This is a genomic window from Allocatelliglobosispora scoriae (assembly GCF_014204945.1).
Taxonomy (GTDB): Bacteria; Actinomycetota; Actinomycetes; order Mycobacteriales; family Micromonosporaceae; genus Allocatelliglobosispora; species Allocatelliglobosispora scoriae.
Window position 1 is genome coordinate 3,123,914 of the sequence record NZ_JACHMN010000002.1, and the last position, 14,953, is coordinate 3,138,866.

A 14,953-nucleotide genomic window follows, 5' to 3' on the forward strand; every position below is an offset into this window, starting at 1 on the left:
AACAAGGAGCCGTTTCGTGAGGCGTACGCCGCTCGCCGAGGTGCAGGCCCGCACGTACAAGGAACGTGATTCCTGGTGGACCGTGCTGCTCGTCGACCCGCTCGCCGGACGGCTCACCCGCCTGTTCGAGCCCTACCGGTGGGTGACGCCCAACCGGATCACGATCGTCGCCTTCCTCTTCGGGCTCGGCGCCGCGGCGGCGTTCGCCTTCGGCGGCGCGCGCGAGAGCTACCCGCTGATGATCGCCGGTGCCATCGCCTATCACTTCAGCTTCGTGATGGACTGCATCGACGGCAAGATCGCCCGGCTCAACGGCACCGGCAGCGTCTTCGGCGCCTGGCTCGACTACATCTTCGACCGGCTGCGGATCGTGGTCTGCACGATCGCGCTGATGGGCGGGCAGTACGCCGCGACCAAGGACATCACGTTCCTGATCCTCGGCGGCGTCGTGGTCTTCCTCGACATGTTCCGCTACCTCAACTCGCTGGAGATCTTCCAGGTCAACACCGAGCTGCGGAACCGCCTCGACGAGGCGCGGGCGAGCGCCGGGCTCGTCTCCTCCGCCGAGCAGGGCAGCAACCCCGACGAGGTCGCCAAGCGAGCGGGCAACCGGTCGATGCTGGCGCTGGCGGGCGACTCGGCGGGCCTCGGCCTCTTCCAGAAGGTGCGCGCCGTCCTGCGGCGCAGCCGGATCCGACCGCACCTCGTCGGCGGGATCGAGTTCCAGATGGCGGTCTTCATCATCGCGCCGCTGCTCGGCGCCTGGACGATCGTGCCGGTCACCATCGTGAGCGGTGCTCTCATGGTCCTCTTCGAGCTCGCCGTGATCTACATGCTCTACCGGGCGACGATGAACGTCACCCGCCAGATCGAAGCGATCAAGGTGCCGGCTCAGCGCGCCGGCGAGCACGCGGCCGACCTCGCCGCCGTCCCCCAGAGCTGAGAGCGGCCGCTGCGGCACGGCGACGACTGGAGGCCCTGCTCGCGGGGCGGCTACTATGCCGGGCATGACAACACCGACGTTGATCACCGTTGCTCCCACCGGCGCAGAGTCCACCAAAGCGGACGTTCCGGCGCTCCCGGTCACCCTGGCGGAGCTCACCGCCACGGCGAAGGAGTGCGAGGCCGTCGGGGCCAGCGTGATCCACGTCCACATCCGGGACGACGAGGCGAAGCCCAGCCTCGACCCCGTTCGGCTCCGCGACACCGTGGTGGCCCTGCGCGAGAGCTGCGGGCTCATCGTCCAGCTCTCCAGCGGCGGGTCGGTGCACGATCCCGAGGAGGCCCGGCTCGCGGTGCTCGACGCCCAGCCCGACATGGCGAGCTGCACCATGGGCACGGTCAACTTCGGCGAGGACGTCTTCCTCAACCGCTGGGAGTTCATCGTCGAGCTGCACACCCGGATGCGTGACCGGGGCATCGTCCCCGAGTACGAGATCTTCGACCTCGGCCAGCTCTGGTCCCTCGCGCGCCTGCTCGACAAGCACGGGCTGCCGTCGGGCGGCCACGTCCACGTCGACTTCGTGATGGGCGTGCCCGGCGGGATGCCCGGCACCGTCGAGGCGCTCGTCGCCTGCAAGCAGGCCCTGACCGAGCTGCCAGCGGGCACCACCTTCTCGGCGACCGGCATCGGCCGGTCCAGCCTGCCCGTGCTGCTCGGGTCGCTCGCCGCCGGCGGGCACCTGCGGGTCGGCATGGAGGACACGGTGACCTACGCGAAGGGACAGCCGGTCGAGGCGAATTCGCAGCTCGTGGCCCGGGCGTCCGGTTTCGCCCGGCTTGCACAGCGACCGCCCCTGACGCCGGGTCAGGCCCGTGAGCTGCTCGGCATCGGGGTGTGAGCTGCCCGACCAGCGCGACATGTGCGCGGTCGGCAACGACGAAAGTATGTCGCCCGCACGGACTAGGGTGGCTAGGTTGAGCCTGGAGGCTAGCGGGAGGGGCGGGCAGTGATCTTCAAAGGTGTCCGAGAAGGACGACCATATCCAGATCATGAGTTCACGCTGAAGCAGTGGTCGGAGATCCCGCCGAGGCCCATCCGGCTGGACCAGCTCGTCACCACCAAGCGGGAGCTCGCCCTGGACAAGCTGCTGGCGGACGATTCGACCTTCTACGGCGATCTCTTCCCGCACGTCGTCCAGTGGGAGAACATCCTCTATCTCGAGGACGGGCTGCACCGGGCCCTGCGCGCCGCGCTGCAGCAGCGCCTCCAGATCCACGCAAGGGTGCTGGTGCTGTGACCCTCGACCTGCTCGACATCGACTCCCTTCTCACCGAGGAGGAGCTGGCGATCCGCGCCGTCGTCGCCGATGTCATGCGCAAGACCGTCCGCCCGCACATCGCGGGGTGGTATGAGTCGGGTGAGGTCCCGGCCCGGGAGCTGGCGCTGGAGTTCGGCAAGGTCGGGCTGCTCGGGATGAAGCTGCAGGGCTACGGCTGCGCCGGTGCCTCGTCCGTCGCCTACGGCCTCGCCTGCCTCGAGCTGGAGGCCGCCGACTCCGGCATCCGGTCGCTCGTCAGCGTGCAGGGATCACTCGCGATGGAGGCGATCGCGCACTACGGCTCCGAGGAGCAGCGCCGGCGCTGGCTGCCCGGCATGGCGACCGGCGAGCTGATCGGCTGCTTCGGCCTCACCGAGCCCGACCACGGCTCCGACCCCGCCTCGATGAGCACCCGCGCCGTCCGTGACGGTGACGGCTGGCGGCTCAGCGGCGTCAAGATGTGGATCACCAATGCTCCCGTCGCCGATGTGGCGGTCATCTGGGCACGCACCGACGACGGGGTGCGTGGCTTCGCCGTACCCATGGAGACCTCAGGCGTCTCGGCGCGGGAGGTGACCGGGAAGCTCTCGCTGCGCGCGAGCCGCACCGGTGAGATCGTCCTCGACGATGTCCGGCTCCCCGCCGATGCGCAGCTGCCCGGGGCGACCGGCCTGCGGGCACCGCTGAGCTGCCTCACCGAGGCGCGAGCCGGGATCGCCTGGGGCGCGCTCGGTGCCGCCCGCGACTGCCTGCAGTCGACGCTCGACTATGCGACGGCCCGGGAGCAGTTCGGCCGGCCGATCGCCGGTTTCCAGCTCACCCAGGCCAAGCTCGCCGACATGGTGCTGGAGTGGCAGAAAGGGCTGCTGCTCGCGCTGCACGTCGCCCGGGCCGCGGACCGGGGCGCGATGACGCCGACGATGGTGAGCATGGCGAAGCTCAACAGCACCCGCGAGGCGATCGCCATCGCGCGGCAGTGCCGCACGATCATGGGCGCAAACGGCATCTCCGGTGAGTACCCGGTGATGCGCCACGCCAACAACCTGGAGAGCGTCCTCACCTATGAGGGCACCGCCGAGATCCACCAGCTGGTGATCGGCCAGGCCCTCACCGGCCTCTCCGCTTTCGCGTAGCACCTCAAGATCGTCGCAACTCTTCAAGAGTTGGTGCCTCAGGCCGCCAGGCCTTAGGACCAACTCTTGAAGAGTTGCGACGATCTTGGCGCTTGAACCGCTACGGCAGGTCGATGGCGGCCGACGACTCACCTACGCGGAGCACCGCGTCGTCGGGCGTCGAGCGCTTGAGGACCGCCAACGCGATCATGCCCAGCTCGTAGTGGCGGGTCGCCGTGCCGACGAAGCCGATCTCGCGGCCGTCCTCCAGGGTCACCGGGGTACCGGGGGCCGGCGGGTGGTCGGTCGCGATGCCGTCCAGGTGCAGCAGCGCCAGGCGGCGCGGGGGGCGGCCCAGGTTGTGGACCCGCGCCACCGTCTCCTGGCCCCGGTAGCAGCCCTTGTCCAGGTGCACCGCCGTCGCCATCAGGTCCACCTCCGACGGGAGGGTCCGGTGGTCGGTCTCGAAGCCCAGGCGCGGGCGGCGGGCCGCCACGCGGTGCGCCTCATAGGCCCAGTGGCCCACCGGGGTGGCACCGGCATCGATCAGCCGACCCCACACGTCGGGCACGGTCGACCTGGGGATCAGGAGATCCACCCCAGCCACCCCGGAACGGGCCCAGCCGCCAGTGGGGAGAGGGCTCACGGCGTACCCACTGGTGGTGTGGGGTGCGACCGTGCCGGAGGGGAACTTCGGACCCGGCACCGCCGCGACCCGGGGATCGGCGAGCGTGACGCCGAGCGCGGCCAGGACCGGCGCGGCCTGCGGGCCCGCGAGCGTGAGGACCGCCCAGTCGGCGGAGACGTCGACGGGCTCGACGCGCATCATGAAGCGCATCCGGTCGAGGAACCTGTGCAGGTCGACGACGGTGCCGGGCTCGACGTCGAGCCAGGTGGTCGTGCCGTCGTCGGTGATCAGCGCGTGGTGCTCGATGTGGCCGTGCGGCGAGAGGAAGAGCGTCTCCGTGCCGGTCCACGGCGGCAGCCCGGTGAGGTGCTGTGTGGTGATGTTGTGCAGGTAGGTGAGGCGGTCCTCGCCGGTGAGCGCGATGACACCCCGGTGCGAGCGGTCCACGAGCCCGGCACCCTCGCCGAGAGAGCGCTGCTCGCGGTGCGGATCGCCGTAGTGCGCGACCGCGCCGACATCGAGGGATTCGGGCGTCAGTTCTTCGATCGTTACCACGCTCATACCCCGATCAACGCTTGCAGGCGCCACAGATTCCGACGAACGACACGTGCCCCACATCGAGATGGAAGCCGTGCTCCTCGCACAGCAGTTGCGCGAGCGGTCCGAGCTGAGCCGTCTCCAGCTCGTCGATCCCGCCACACTCCTTGCAGACCAGGTGAACGTGCCTGTCCTCGCCCGCGTGATAGGTCGGCGCACCGTGGGACAGGTGCGCGTGGTTGACCAGACCGAGCTCCTCGAGCAGCTCCAGCGTGCGGTAGATGGTGGTGATGTTCACTCCGGCGGCGATGTGCTGGACCCTGACGTGCACCTGCTCGGGGGTGGCGTGGCCGAGCTCCTTGACCGCGTCCAGCACGAGCTGCCGCTGCGGGGTCAGGCGCAGGCCGCGCTCCCGGAGGAGTTCGGTGAGCTTGGATTCGGGCACTGCTCGATCATAGTGCGACGCACGACGTAGGCTCTGCGGTCGTGAGCGCAACTGTTGTTGCCGTGCTGGGACACGGCGTCGTACCTGCTGATATGCCCATCCTGCGAGCCGATGATCTAGGTGTTGTCCGAGGGGACGGCGTCTTCGAGACCATCCACGTGCGCGGCGCGGAACCGTTCCTGCTCAACGAGCACCTGAGCCGCATGGTCCGGTCGGCCGCCCGGATGGAGCTGGCCCTGCCGCCCGTCGAGGAGCTGGTGAAGCTCGCCGCGCAGGCCTGCGACGGCTGGGATCCGGCCGTCGAGGGCGCCCTGCGCCTCACCTGCACCCGCGGTCCCGAGGCGACCGGCGAGGTCACCTGCTACGCGATCCTCACCGCCGTCGGTGCCGCCAGCAAGGCAGCCCGTGCCCGAGGGCTGAACGTCGCCGGCATCACCCTCGGCTTCCCGGCCGCGATCCGTACCGACGCCCCGTGGCTGCTCGGCGGCGTGAAATCGCTCTCCTACGCGGTCAACATGGCCTCCCAGCGCTGGGCCACGGCCAACGGGCTCGACGACGTGCTCTGGCTCTCCGCCGACGGCTTCGTGCTGGAGGCGCCGACCTCGACGGTGGTCTGGCGCGACGGCGACGCGCTCTGCACCGTGCCGGTCTCCTCCACCGGAATCCTCCCCGGCACCACGGCCCGCCACCTGCTCGACAACGCGGGCGCCCTCGGCCTCACGGCCGAGGAGCGCATGGTCACCACCGCTTCACTCACGGCCGCGTCGGGTGTCTGGCTCCTTTCCTCGGTACGCGGTTGTGCCCCCATCCACACCATCGACGGTGTCGCGCTCGCTCCGAGTCCCGACACCGTCCGGATCCAGACCCTCCTCGGTTTCCACGCCCCTGAGTAGGCTGGGCCGATGGCAGCCTCACCCTTCTCGATCATGGCGGAGCACGAGCTCGCCCGCTTCACGGCGGCAGCACAGGAGTTCGCCGCCTCCGGCCGGGTGCCCGCCACCCCGCGCCTCGCCGCGACCGTCGCGCTGATGCGGCCCGACGGCGCGGTCTTCCTGATGCGGCGGTCGATGGGGATGGTCTTCGGCGGCCGGTGGGCCTTCCCCGGCGGCAGCGCCGACATGCTCGACGCTGCCGATCCGGGGGTCTGCTACGACCCGGATGCCGAATCGTCGACCGCCCGGCGGGCAGCTGTCCGGGAGGTCGCCGAGGAGACCGGTCTCGACCTCGATCCGGCGAAGCTGATCCCCTGGTCACGGTGGGTGACGCCGCTCTTCGAGCCGCGGCGGTTCGACACCTATTTCTTCGTCGGACTGCTGACGACGGCGACGGAGCTGGACGTGGTCAACGGCGAGGCGGACGCGACGGGGTGGTTCGATCCGGCGGATGCGGTGGCCCGGTTCGGTGCCGGTGAACTGCCGATGCTGCCGCCCACGGTGATCACCCTGCAGGAGCTGGCCGAGGTAGGCACCCCCGACGGCGTCCTCGCCGCCGCGGCGGGTCGTTCACCCCGCTCCCCCATCCTGCCCACTCTCCCGTAGCTCCTCCCGCTCCCTGGGCAACGAACCGCAGGCATGCTGCGGACTGTGGGCGTGCTGCGGACTGTGGGCGTGCGGTGCACAAGTGTGCTTGGTGCTTGGTGCTTGGTGCTCGGTGCTCGGTCAAGATCGCCGCAACTCTTGAAGAGTTGGTGTTATCTGCATGTCTCCAGCGTCTGGACTGCTGCCTGGTCGGTCTGTGCGGCTTGGATGCCCGGACAACCTCCCCGACCGCGGCGCGGCAACTCAGTGATTACGTCTGGTTCGGGGAATCAGACGTAATCGAGCGCGGTGATCACGTCTGATTCCCCGAACCAGACGCGATCACCAGAAGCGAGCCGGGCCGCAGAACACGCGCGGGGCAGCACGCCGATCCAGCCGACCGCCCCACGTCATGATCGGGCCGTTTTCCGCCAAGATGGTGTGATCATGAGCCTTGATCACGCCATCTTGGCGGAAAACGGCCCGATCATCACCGCCTCACCCGCACCCCCGACGGCTGGGGCATGTGGATAACACCAACTCTTCAAGAGTTGCGCCGATCCTTGCCCCAGCCACTCGGGAGGCACGGCGGATGACCTCATGCCCGACCGCTGCACGCTAGGTCAGGTCGGCCACGGAGATCCGGGAGCCCTTGTTCGAGATCGAGACCAGCTCGAACCGCCCCGTGTCGATCCGCCAGGCGACCAGCAGCATCACGCCGAACGTGCCCGTGCTGACCAGCACCGTGTCCGGATCCAGCCAGCCGAGCACCTCGGTCCGCGAGCTTCCCGTCTGGCTCGTCTCCAGCAGGAGCCGCAGCACGACACCGGTCGCGGCCCGGACGACGGCGATGCCGTTGGTGGCGTCGCCCATACCCGCCGGGAGCGGACGGTCGGCGACCTGGCAGCGGCGGACGATCAGGCCGTGGTCGTCGCCGTACGCGAAGCCGACCCCTCGCCACTTGCCGATCCAGCCGTGCAGCTCCCCATCGAGGCTGACGTCTATCTGCTGCTTGAATCCGCTGGTCCACCGGCGGATCCGGGCCGGTGCGGTGACCGGCTGACCGACGGAGAGCAGGAACTGGACCCGGGGCGTGACGTCACCTCCGGCGGGCAGCACCGACACGGCCTGCGGCACGACCGCGTCGGCGATGGTGTTGGGGACCTTGACCGTGGAGCCGGTCCGGATGTCGATGATGAGCGAACTGCCGACCTCGCCCTCCATCAGATGGTTCGCATCGAGCCAGATGGGCGGCGAACTGGCCCCGCCGGAGGGGAGCTGGCGGATCTGGGCGGTGACGATGTCGAGCAGCTCGATGTGGTTGCCCGCGGGGAAGGCGGCGTGCAGACCGTCGGGCGAGAGGACCGCCGTGGAGCTGATGGAGTTGGCGGTCTTGAAAAGGCGCAGGCCACGATCGGGGCCGAGCACGACGAGGGGCCCGTTGTCGAACTCCTGGAACACGGCGATCGCCCGCCCGGCCGGCTTGTCGCCGAGGTTGCCCACGGTGACCGCGAGGTCGAGGTCGTGCGGGATCGGGGTGACGCGCGAGGGCAGGCCGGCCTGGTCGATCAGCGCCGGGAGCACGTCGATCCCGGCGGGCAGGTGCGCGGGACGGCTGGGCGACGGCCGTGGCGACTCGGGCTCGGCGACGGTCTCCGGTTCGGCGGCGCTGCGGGGACGCCCGAGGAAGAGCGCGACCGCGATGACCCCGGCACCGCCCGCGATCAGGAGACGGCGGCGGCCGTTGCGGTATGACCGCTCCCACAGCAGCGCAGCCTCGTCGGCGGGGCTCAGCGAGCTGGTCATGAACGACATCCGCTGCTGGCTGGGCCAGGGTGTGGCGTCGAGGGTCAGCTCGGGCCGGATGTCCGGGTCGCTGGTGAGGTCGCTGGACCCGGAGCGGAAGAGGCGGTGGAGCAGCCGGTCGGCGCCGGTGCCCTCGCTCGCGCCCCGCTTGGCGTCGGCACGGGCGAGGCGGTCCCAGCGGGCGGCGACGGGGACGAAGAGCTCGCGGGCGAAGTCGTCGGCGAGGCGCTCGTCACTGGTGAGCCGGCGGGCGCCCTTCATCACGGAGGGCAGTCTTTTCTCCACATAGGAGACAAATCCGTCCGGGGGCATCGACGGGTCTCTCGTCATCGCCACATCCTGACGGGTGAGACCCGGGCACCGCTAGGGGTTGGTCCTGGCGAAGGAGACGTCGGTGGTCCAGCGCACGAACCCGAGCTTGGTGTAGAGCCGGATCGCGGCCGTGTTGGATTCGTCGACGTAGAGCATCACCTGGCTGAGTCCACGTCTGCGCAGGTAGGCGAGGCCGGCCACGGTCAGCACCGAGCCGAGACCGGCCGCTTGCGCACCGGGATCGACCCCGAGCACGTAGACCTCGCCGATCGGATCATGGTGATGCTGCTCCCCGTCCGAACCGTGGATCTTGGTCCAGTGGAAGCCGATCAGCTCCCCGGCCCGCTCGGCGAGCAGGAACCCGGCCGGGTCGAACCACGGCTCCGCCATCCGGATCCGCAGGTCGTCGAGGGTCCACCTGCCCTGCTCGGGGTGGTGCGCGAACGCCTTCGCGTTGAGGGCGAGCCATGCTGCGTCGTCAGCGCCCGGCCGGAACTCGCGCAGCTGGACATCGCCGGGCGGTGCGACCTCGGGCAGCGGGGCGAAGAGCGATCGCCGCATCTGCCACAGTGCTCGCACCCTGGCGAAACCGAGCGAATTGGCGAGCGCCGTCGCCGACGGGTGATCGCCGTGCGCCCAGAGCCGCAGCCGCCCGGCCGGGTCCTGCTCGGCGGCGACATCGAGCGCGGCGAGGACGAGCGCCCGGCCCAGCCCGTGCCGCCGCTTCAGCGGATGGACGGCGAGCTCCGCGCTGGCCCCGGCCACGGCGTCCGTGGTGTCGAGGTGCGCGTAGGCGATGATCGACCCGTCACCGGGGTCACGGACGAGCAGGTGGGTGGAGAGGCCGTCGCCGCCATGCCGCAGGTGCAGCACGACATGCTCCGACAGGGGGTACGCACCATCGGCGTTCCCGGCGAGGTCGGCAAGCTCGAGCACCTGCGCCACCGCCGCCGGGGTCAGTAGGTCGGCTCGCTCGACGACACCCGCGTTGTGGACCACCACACAAAGATAACGCCCGGCACGTAAGGCCGGGCGTCAATCTTCGTCAATGTGGCAGAGCTGAGGAACTAGGCGATGGCCCGCTCGATCGCGGCGAGGCTGAGGGCCTCCTCCGAGTGCCGTGACGACGGCAGCACGAACTTGTAGCCGACCTGGCGAACCGTGCCGATCATCGACTCGTACTCCGAGCCGAGCTTGGCGCGCAGCCGCCGGACGTGCACGTCCACGGTCCGGGTGCCGCCGAAGTAGTCGTAGCCCCAGACCTCGCGGAGCAGCTGGTCGCGGGTGAAGACCCGGCCCGGGTGCTGCGCGAGGAACTTGAGCAGCTCGAACTCCTTGTAGGTCAGGTCCAGCGGGCGACCCTTGAGCTTCGCGGCGTAGGTGTCGGGGTCGATCGTGAGCTCACCGGCGCGGATCAGGCCACCGGCGGCGGCGGTCGCGTTGGTGAGGCGGCCGACGGCGAGCCGCAGCCGGGCCTCGACCTCGGCGGGGCCGGCCGTCGCCAGGATGACGTCGTCCACGCCCCAGTCGGAGTTGAGCGCGATGAGGCCGGCCTCGGTCACGACGGCGATCAGCGGGACGCCGATGCCCGTCGCGTGCAGCATCCGGCAGGTCGCCCGGGCCTCGGAGAGCTCGGCCCGCGCGTCGACGAGGACCGCATCCGGGCTGGGGGCGGAGACAAGGGTGCGGACGTCACGGGGGGCCGTGCGTACCGCGTGGGGGAGCAGGTCGAGCGCAGGGAGCACCACTGAGGGCTCTCCGGCGCGTGGTGTGACCAGAAGAAGAATCTCCATAGAAACCTCCGTCCTCGCGGCCTGGGCCGCGCAGCACCTATCCCCGAAGTATGGGGGGTGACGCACACGGTCCCGGCGTCGCTGACGGGCGGGTTAAGTCTTGAGCCTAGCCGAACTATCCGGAAACACCAGTACCCGCGCAGGCTGTAATGAAGAAGTAATCGGCGAAATGCAATGGTAATAGAGACCGGCCCCGACCACGGAAGGGTGCGGTATCCGCACCGCTCTGGCACCATCGTGGGCGTGTCCCGCAACTCCGATGACAAACCCCGCGAATCCCGCGGTCGCCGCGACCCGCTTCAGCGTGGCTCCCGTGGTGTGCCGCCGAGCGCGCCGGTCGATACGCGACCCGCTCCGCCGGCCCGCCGTGACGACCGCGAGGACGCCCGGGGCCGGGGCCGTCGGCCGGCCGAGCCGAGGGTGCCCGACACGGCGCCACCGCCGACCGTCGAGCGCGGGATGTACGGTCAGGTGCTCGGCACGTCGGGCAGCGACGACTCGGAGGCCGCCGAGATACCCATGGCGCCCGTGCGGCGGCTGCTCTCCCTCTTCATCGCCGGGTTCTCGGCACTTCTCGCCCTCGGACTGATCTTCGGCGCGCAGACCGCCGGTGTCGGAGCGGCTCGCATCCCGTACGCCATCGTGATCTTCGGGGTTCAGGTTCTCTTCGTCCTTGCCTGGACGATGGCGATCCGCCCGCCCGGCATGCGCGAGGTGGCCGGGGTTGCCCTCGCGACCGCCGCGGCGGCCGATCTCGCGGCCGTGCTTCCCGAGGTGGCCGGGGTGACGATGCCGATCATCGTCGGTGTCGTCGGTTTCATCTTCGGTGTCGTCGGCCAGCTCTGGCGGCGCGAGGCGCGGATGCGGGTGACCGAGGCGATCGGCTCCGCCCTGGTGCTGACGATCGGGGTGATCAGCTTCTCCACGCTCGTGGTGCTGACCCGGGTCGAGCTCGGCACGCAGGCCATTGTGATCTCACTCACCTCGACCGGTGTGGCGTTGTTGCTGGCCAGGCTCATGGACACGGTCGCGCCGTGGCCCAGGATCGCGCCACAGGTGCCCCGGGGGGCCCTCGGTGTCGTGGTCGGCGGCATGGCTGGGACATTGTGTGCGGCGTTTCTGGGTAGGTACATCGTCGGGTTCGATCCGAAGAGCGCGGCGTATGTCGGGCTCGCAGCCGCGGGGGCGGCGATCCTCGCCGATCTCGCGGTCGGCTTCGCCGAGGCCGGCCGGGAACTCGCGGGCGAGCCGCCGACGATGTGGCTGGCCCGGCACATGCAAGGCCCACTGGGAGGGTTCGCACTGGCGGCGCCCGTCGCCTATGCCATCAGCGTGCTCTTCCTGACATAGCTGTTCGTTCTTGGGGGAGGGCACGTGCGCAGGTTGCTGGTGACCACGCTGGTCCTGCTGGTCGTCGTGGGTGGCGGGCTGTACGCGATGGATCGCGTCAGCGCCAACTACGCCGAGTCGCAGGTCGCGAAGCAGGTCTCGAACGAGGTGGCGGCTCGCAAGCTCACCTCGCAGGCACCCGCGGTGGAGGTGGGCGGTTTCCCGTTCCTGACCCAGGTGATCGGCGGCCGCTACGAGCAGATCACGATCAACCTGCGGGACCTCTCCAACGGCCAGCTCACCCTGCCGCTGCTGACGATCGTCGCGACCGACGTCGACGCGCCCCTGGACAAGGTACGCGCGGGCGAGGGCCCGATCACCGCGTCGAAGGTGACCGGCGAGTCCACGGTCCCGTGGAGCGCCATCGTGACCGCCGTGGGTGCCAAGGGTCTCGTGCTCAGCGGTGACGACAGCGGCAAGGTCCACGTCTCGGGTGCCGTTACTCTCGGCGGGCTCAGTGTGCCGCTCACCGGCGGGGGCACCGCCTCGGTCAGCAACGGCCGGGTCCGCTTCGCGATCACGGAGCTGACGACCACCGACGCCAACGTGACGGACACCATCCAGGGCCTCATCGACCAGTACAAATCCCGCCTGTCGTACGAGTTCTCGGTGCCGAAGCTGCCTTATGACCTGAAGCTGACCGAGGTACGCGCAACCGTCGGCGGTGTGCGCATCAGCGGGGTCGCGGTCAATGTTCCGCTTGTTACGTGAGTCTCGAATGCTGGACGACTCGTTCCCAGATTTCGCCCCCTGCTGGTAGGGTCGCTGGCATGGGCCTCCTGCTCACCAAAAGGCGCGCGATCGACCTGTGTCGCGTGGCCACCTGCCTGTGTCGTCCCGTCCACTGACGGCGACGCAGCTTTCCCTGCCCTGAGCAGCGCAACCTCTCCGAGGTAGCCACCGGGGCACCATGAGAAAACTTCGACGCCGTCGTCGCCCGTTAATCAATCGGGTCGCGCACGGCTGTGTTTCCGCATCGTGAAATCACCGGGCGCGCTCATCCCCAAGCCATCCATCAAGGGAGAGCTATCAATGAGTCGCGACTCCGCACTCGTCTCGGCCGACTGGGCAGAGAAGAACCTCGAAACCCCCGGTGTCGTCTTCGTCGAGGTCGACGAGGACACCGCCGCGTACGACTCCTTCCACATCCCGGGCGCGGTGAAGTTGGACTGGAAGCAGGACCTGCAGGACCCCATCCGGCGTGACTTCGTCAACAAGGCCCAGTTCGAGGCGCTGCTCTCGGCGCGCGGCATCGGCAACGACGACAAGGTCGTGCTCTACGGCGGCAACAACAACTGGTTCGCCGCCTACGCGTACTGGTACTTCAAGCTCTACGGCCACGGCGATGTCGTGCTGCTCGACGGCGGCCGTAAGAAGTGGGAGCTCGACGCCCGCCCGCTGTCCAAGGACGCGGTCAGCCGCCCGGCCACCACCTACGTCGCCCAGGACCAGGACCTCTCCATCCGGGCCTTCCGCGACGACGTGGTCAAGGCGATCGGCACCAAGAACCTGGTCGACGTGCGCAGCCCCGACGAGTACGCGGGCCGTCTCCTCGCCCCCGCCCACCTCCCCCAGGAGCAGGCGCAGCGTGCGGGCCACATCCCGACCGCCATCTCGGTGCCGTGGAGCAAGACGGCCAACGAGGACGGCACCTTCCGCAGCGACGATGAGCTCCGCGCCATCTACGCCGCCGCCGGCCTCAACGACGACAAGGAGACCATCGCCTACTGCCGCATCGGCGAGCGCTCCTCGCACAGCTGGTTCGTGCTGCAGGAGATCCTCGGCCACCAGAACGTGAAGAACTACGACGGCAGTTGGACTGAGTACGGCTCGCTCGTCGGCGTGCCGGTGTCGCTGGGCGATGAGCCCGGCACGGTGGAGGGCTGATCCCAGATGTCTGTTGCAACGTGCGCTGCGCCCGACCAGGCGCTTCCCATCCCGTCCAGCGTCGACCTCGAGAAGGAGACGGTGATCTCGGGCACCGTCCTCGCCGCCTCCGGTGACCCGGTCGCCGGGGCCTATGTCCGCCTGCTCGACCGCACCGGCGAGTTCACCGCCGAGGTCGTCACCTCCCCCGCCGGCCGCTTCCGGTTCTTCGCCGCCCCCGGCAACTGGACGCTGCGCGCCCTGTCCCGGTTCGGCAACGGCGGTGGCGAGGTCGACGCCGCCCGCGGCCTCAACGAGTACGAGGTGACCGTCAGCTAGAGTTCGGCGCCCGCCCATCCCTCACCAGGGCGGGCTTCAGCTCTCGAAAGGGGCCACGGACCACGTCCGTGGCCCCTTCTGCGACCATGGTGGGATGCGTAAGCGCAACCTGATCATCGCGGGCGTCACGGCGTGGGGCCTGCTCCTCGTCGCGCTGGCGGTCTACTCCTACCGCAACGACGCCGCGACGGTTCCGGGCCAGACCACCGTCGGCCAGGCCCAGGCGACCATGGACCGGGTCGCCGGCGAGGTGGTGGGGATCGCGCCGCAGCTCAGCGCTGTGATCGACGACCAGGATGCGCGCAACTGCGAGATCACCAAGGCGTGGGACGGCAAGGCCCTGACGAAGACGGTCACCCTCGCCACGCCCAAGGGCACCGAGGAGAAGCTGCTGCGAAGCATCGCCGAGCAGCTCCCCGGCGGCTACAAGGCCCGCATCACCGAGCCCGACGACAGCATCGCCATGTACGCCGACGCGGGCGACTTCGTGGCCGTCAGAGGGCGCACAGCACCGGGGATCGTCACCATCACGATGACATCAGGCTGCCGCACCGAGAAGTAGCCGCTCAGTAGACGACGGCCTGGACTCCGTCGGCGAGGATCTCTTCGACATAGACCGCGGCACCGGCGATGCGGACCCCGGGCAGCACGCGGTCCGGGGTGATCCCCCGGCGCGTGGCGCACTGGGTGCAGACCGTCACCTTGCCCCCGGCGAGCAGGGCGTCGAGCAGGTCGGGCAGGGGTGCGGAGTGTGGCAGCTCGAAGGTCCTCGCCCTGCCCGGCAGCGCGAACCAGCTGGACTCTCCGGTGAGCCACAGCGAGACCGACGCCCCGGCGCTGAGCGCCGTCGCGGCCACGGTGAATGCCTGTGCGCAGCGCTCGGGAGCATCTTCCCCGGCGGTTGCCTTGACGACGAGTGAACGTCTCATGCGGAGCACACTACGATGA

The 14,953-nt window shown here is 69.7% G+C and carries 18 protein-coding genes; 12 read left to right on the forward strand and 6 right to left on the reverse strand.

Annotated features, from left to right (window positions below; genetic code table 11):
- The first annotated feature begins 16 nt into the window (after window positions 1-16).
- The 4 genes from F4553_RS19825 (at window position 17) to F4553_RS19840 (ending at window position 3,394) form a co-directional block, all read left to right on the forward strand.
- Window positions 17-943 carry a CDP-alcohol phosphatidyltransferase family protein gene (locus tag F4553_RS19825; RefSeq protein ID WP_184838128.1) on the forward strand — a complete coding sequence of 309 codons (927 nt, stop codon included), beginning with the start codon at window positions 17-19 and terminating at the stop codon, window positions 941-943.
- Window positions 944-1,007: 64 nt separating this feature from the next.
- Window positions 1,008-1,841 carry a beta-keto acid cleavage family enzyme gene (locus F4553_RS19830; protein WP_184838130.1) on the forward strand — a complete coding sequence of 278 codons (834 nt, stop codon included), beginning with the start codon at window positions 1,008-1,010 and terminating at the stop codon, window positions 1,839-1,841.
- Window positions 1,842-1,949: 108 nt separating this feature from the next.
- Window positions 1,950-2,240, forward strand: coding sequence for a type II toxin-antitoxin system VapB family antitoxin (locus F4553_RS19835; protein WP_184838132.1), 291 nt, complete (start codon window positions 1,950-1,952; stop codon window positions 2,238-2,240).
- Window positions 2,237-3,394, forward strand: a complete 1,158-nt coding sequence (locus F4553_RS19840; protein WP_312875270.1) for an acyl-CoA dehydrogenase family protein — start codon at window positions 2,237-2,239, stop codon at window positions 3,392-3,394. Before F4553_RS19835 ends, F4553_RS19840 begins: the two co-directional genes overlap by 4 nt.
- Window positions 3,395-3,494: 100 nt before the next feature.
- On the opposite strand, the gene ygfZ is transcribed toward F4553_RS19840, so the two are convergent.
- Both ygfZ and F4553_RS19850 read right to left on the reverse strand, forming a co-directional pair.
- Window positions 3,495-4,562, reverse strand: coding sequence for a CAF17-like 4Fe-4S cluster assembly/insertion protein YgfZ (gene ygfZ, locus F4553_RS19845; protein ID WP_184838134.1), 1,068 nt, complete (start codon window positions 4,560-4,562; stop codon window positions 3,495-3,497).
- A 7-nt stretch (window positions 4,563-4,569) separates the two neighbouring features.
- Window positions 4,570-4,983: a Fur family transcriptional regulator gene (locus tag F4553_RS19850; RefSeq protein WP_184838136.1), complete on the reverse strand. Its 414-nt coding sequence runs from the start codon at window positions 4,981-4,983 to the stop codon at window positions 4,570-4,572.
- A 92-nt stretch (window positions 4,984-5,075) separates the two neighbouring features.
- On the opposite strand from F4553_RS19850, the gene F4553_RS19855 reads away from it, so the two are divergent.
- On the forward strand, window positions 5,076-5,876 hold the full coding sequence (locus F4553_RS19855; RefSeq protein ID WP_184840932.1) for an aminotransferase class IV: 801 nt from the start codon (window positions 5,076-5,078) through the stop codon (window positions 5,874-5,876).
- Window positions 5,877-5,885: 9 nt separating this feature from the next.
- A complete protein-coding gene (locus F4553_RS19860; protein WP_376776229.1) occupies window positions 5,886-6,521 on the forward strand; it encodes an NUDIX hydrolase in 636 nt (211 codons plus the stop codon).
- Window positions 6,522-7,118: 597 nt separating this feature from the next.
- Here the strand turns inward: F4553_RS19860 and F4553_RS19865 are convergent.
- The 3 genes from F4553_RS19865 to F4553_RS19875 form a co-directional block, all read right to left on the reverse strand.
- Complete coding sequence (locus F4553_RS19865) at window positions 7,119-8,636, reverse strand: hypothetical protein (RefSeq protein WP_184838138.1); 1,518 nt, start codon at window positions 8,634-8,636, stop codon at window positions 7,119-7,121.
- A 33-nt stretch (window positions 8,637-8,669) separates the two neighbouring features.
- Window positions 8,670-9,617, reverse strand: coding sequence for a mycothiol synthase (gene mshD / locus F4553_RS19870; RefSeq protein WP_312875271.1), 948 nt, complete (start codon window positions 9,615-9,617; stop codon window positions 8,670-8,672).
- A 68-nt stretch (window positions 9,618-9,685) separates the two neighbouring features.
- On the reverse strand, window positions 9,686-10,411 hold the full coding sequence (locus F4553_RS19875; RefSeq protein ID WP_184838142.1) for a winged helix-turn-helix transcriptional regulator: 726 nt from the start codon (window positions 10,409-10,411) through the stop codon (window positions 9,686-9,688).
- A gap of 243 nt (window positions 10,412-10,654) precedes the next feature.
- Here F4553_RS19875 and F4553_RS19880 point away from each other — a divergent pair, with 243 nt between their 5' ends.
- The 6 genes from F4553_RS19880 to F4553_RS19900 all read left to right on the forward strand — a co-directional run bounded on the left by F4553_RS19880 (window position 10,655) and on the right by F4553_RS19900 (window position 14,567).
- Window positions 10,655-11,761, forward strand: a complete 1,107-nt coding sequence (locus F4553_RS19880) for a hypothetical protein (RefSeq protein WP_246466416.1) — start codon at window positions 10,655-10,657, stop codon at window positions 11,759-11,761.
- 24 nt (window positions 11,762-11,785) lie between these two features.
- Window positions 11,786-12,511, forward strand: a complete 726-nt coding sequence (locus F4553_RS19885; RefSeq protein WP_184838144.1) for an LmeA family phospholipid-binding protein — start codon at window positions 11,786-11,788, stop codon at window positions 12,509-12,511.
- Between the two features lie 59 nt (window positions 12,512-12,570).
- The gene (locus F4553_RS42490; protein ID WP_312875391.1) at window positions 12,571-12,648 is read left to right on the forward strand and encodes an Ms5788A family Cys-rich leader peptide; all 78 of its coding nucleotides are present in this window, start codon (window positions 12,571-12,573) and stop codon (window positions 12,646-12,648) included.
- 184 nt (window positions 12,649-12,832) lie between these two features.
- Window positions 12,833-13,687 (forward strand): sulfurtransferase, encoded by an 855-nt coding sequence (locus F4553_RS19890; protein ID WP_184838146.1) that lies wholly within the window; start codon window positions 12,833-12,835, stop codon window positions 13,685-13,687.
- Window positions 13,688-13,693: 6 nt separating this feature from the next.
- Window positions 13,694-14,005: a DUF1416 domain-containing protein gene (locus tag F4553_RS19895; RefSeq protein ID WP_184838148.1), complete on the forward strand. Its 312-nt coding sequence runs from the start codon at window positions 13,694-13,696 to the stop codon at window positions 14,003-14,005.
- A gap of 94 nt (window positions 14,006-14,099) precedes the next feature.
- On the forward strand, window positions 14,100-14,567 hold the full coding sequence (locus tag F4553_RS19900) for a hypothetical protein (protein ID WP_184838150.1): 468 nt from the start codon (window positions 14,100-14,102) through the stop codon (window positions 14,565-14,567).
- 4 nt (window positions 14,568-14,571) lie between these two features.
- Here the strand turns inward: F4553_RS19900 and F4553_RS19905 are convergent, their stop codons facing one another.
- Window positions 14,572-14,934, reverse strand: a complete 363-nt coding sequence (locus F4553_RS19905) for a DsrE family protein (protein WP_184838152.1) — start codon at window positions 14,932-14,934, stop codon at window positions 14,572-14,574.
- Window positions 14,935-14,953: the final 19 nt, after the last annotated feature.

Bases quoted from the DNA above. Each gene is read 5' to 3' on its own strand.
- F4553_RS19830 (WP_184838130.1), top strand. From the start codon at position 1,008: ATGACAACACCGACGTTGATCACCGTTGCTCCCACCGGCGCAGAGTCC.
- ygfZ (WP_184838134.1), bottom strand. From the start codon at position 4,562: ATGAGCGTGGTAACGATCGAAGAACTGACGCCCGAATCCCTCGATGTC.
- F4553_RS19855 (WP_184840932.1), top strand. From the start codon at position 5,076: ATGCCCATCCTGCGAGCCGATGATCTAGGTGTTGTCCGAGGGGACGGC.
- F4553_RS19860 (WP_376776229.1), top strand. From the start codon at position 5,886: ATGGCAGCCTCACCCTTCTCGATCATGGCGGAGCACGAGCTCGCCCGC.
- F4553_RS19865 (WP_184838138.1), bottom strand. From the start codon at position 8,636: ATGACGAGAGACCCGTCGATGCCCCCGGACGGATTTGTCTCCTATGTG.
- F4553_RS19875 (WP_184838142.1), bottom strand. From the start codon at position 10,411: ATGGAGATTCTTCTTCTGGTCACACCACGCGCCGGAGAGCCCTCAGTG.
- F4553_RS42490 (WP_312875391.1), top strand. From the start codon at position 12,571: ATGGGCCTCCTGCTCACCAAAAGGCGCGCGATCGACCTGTGTCGCGTG.
- F4553_RS19890 (WP_184838146.1), top strand. From the start codon at position 12,833: ATGAGTCGCGACTCCGCACTCGTCTCGGCCGACTGGGCAGAGAAGAAC.
- F4553_RS19895 (WP_184838148.1), top strand. From the start codon at position 13,694: ATGTCTGTTGCAACGTGCGCTGCGCCCGACCAGGCGCTTCCCATCCCG.
- F4553_RS19900 (WP_184838150.1), top strand. From the start codon at position 14,100: ATGCGTAAGCGCAACCTGATCATCGCGGGCGTCACGGCGTGGGGCCTG.
- F4553_RS19905 (WP_184838152.1), bottom strand. From the start codon at position 14,934: ATGAGACGTTCACTCGTCGTCAAGGCAACCGCCGGGGAAGATGCTCCC.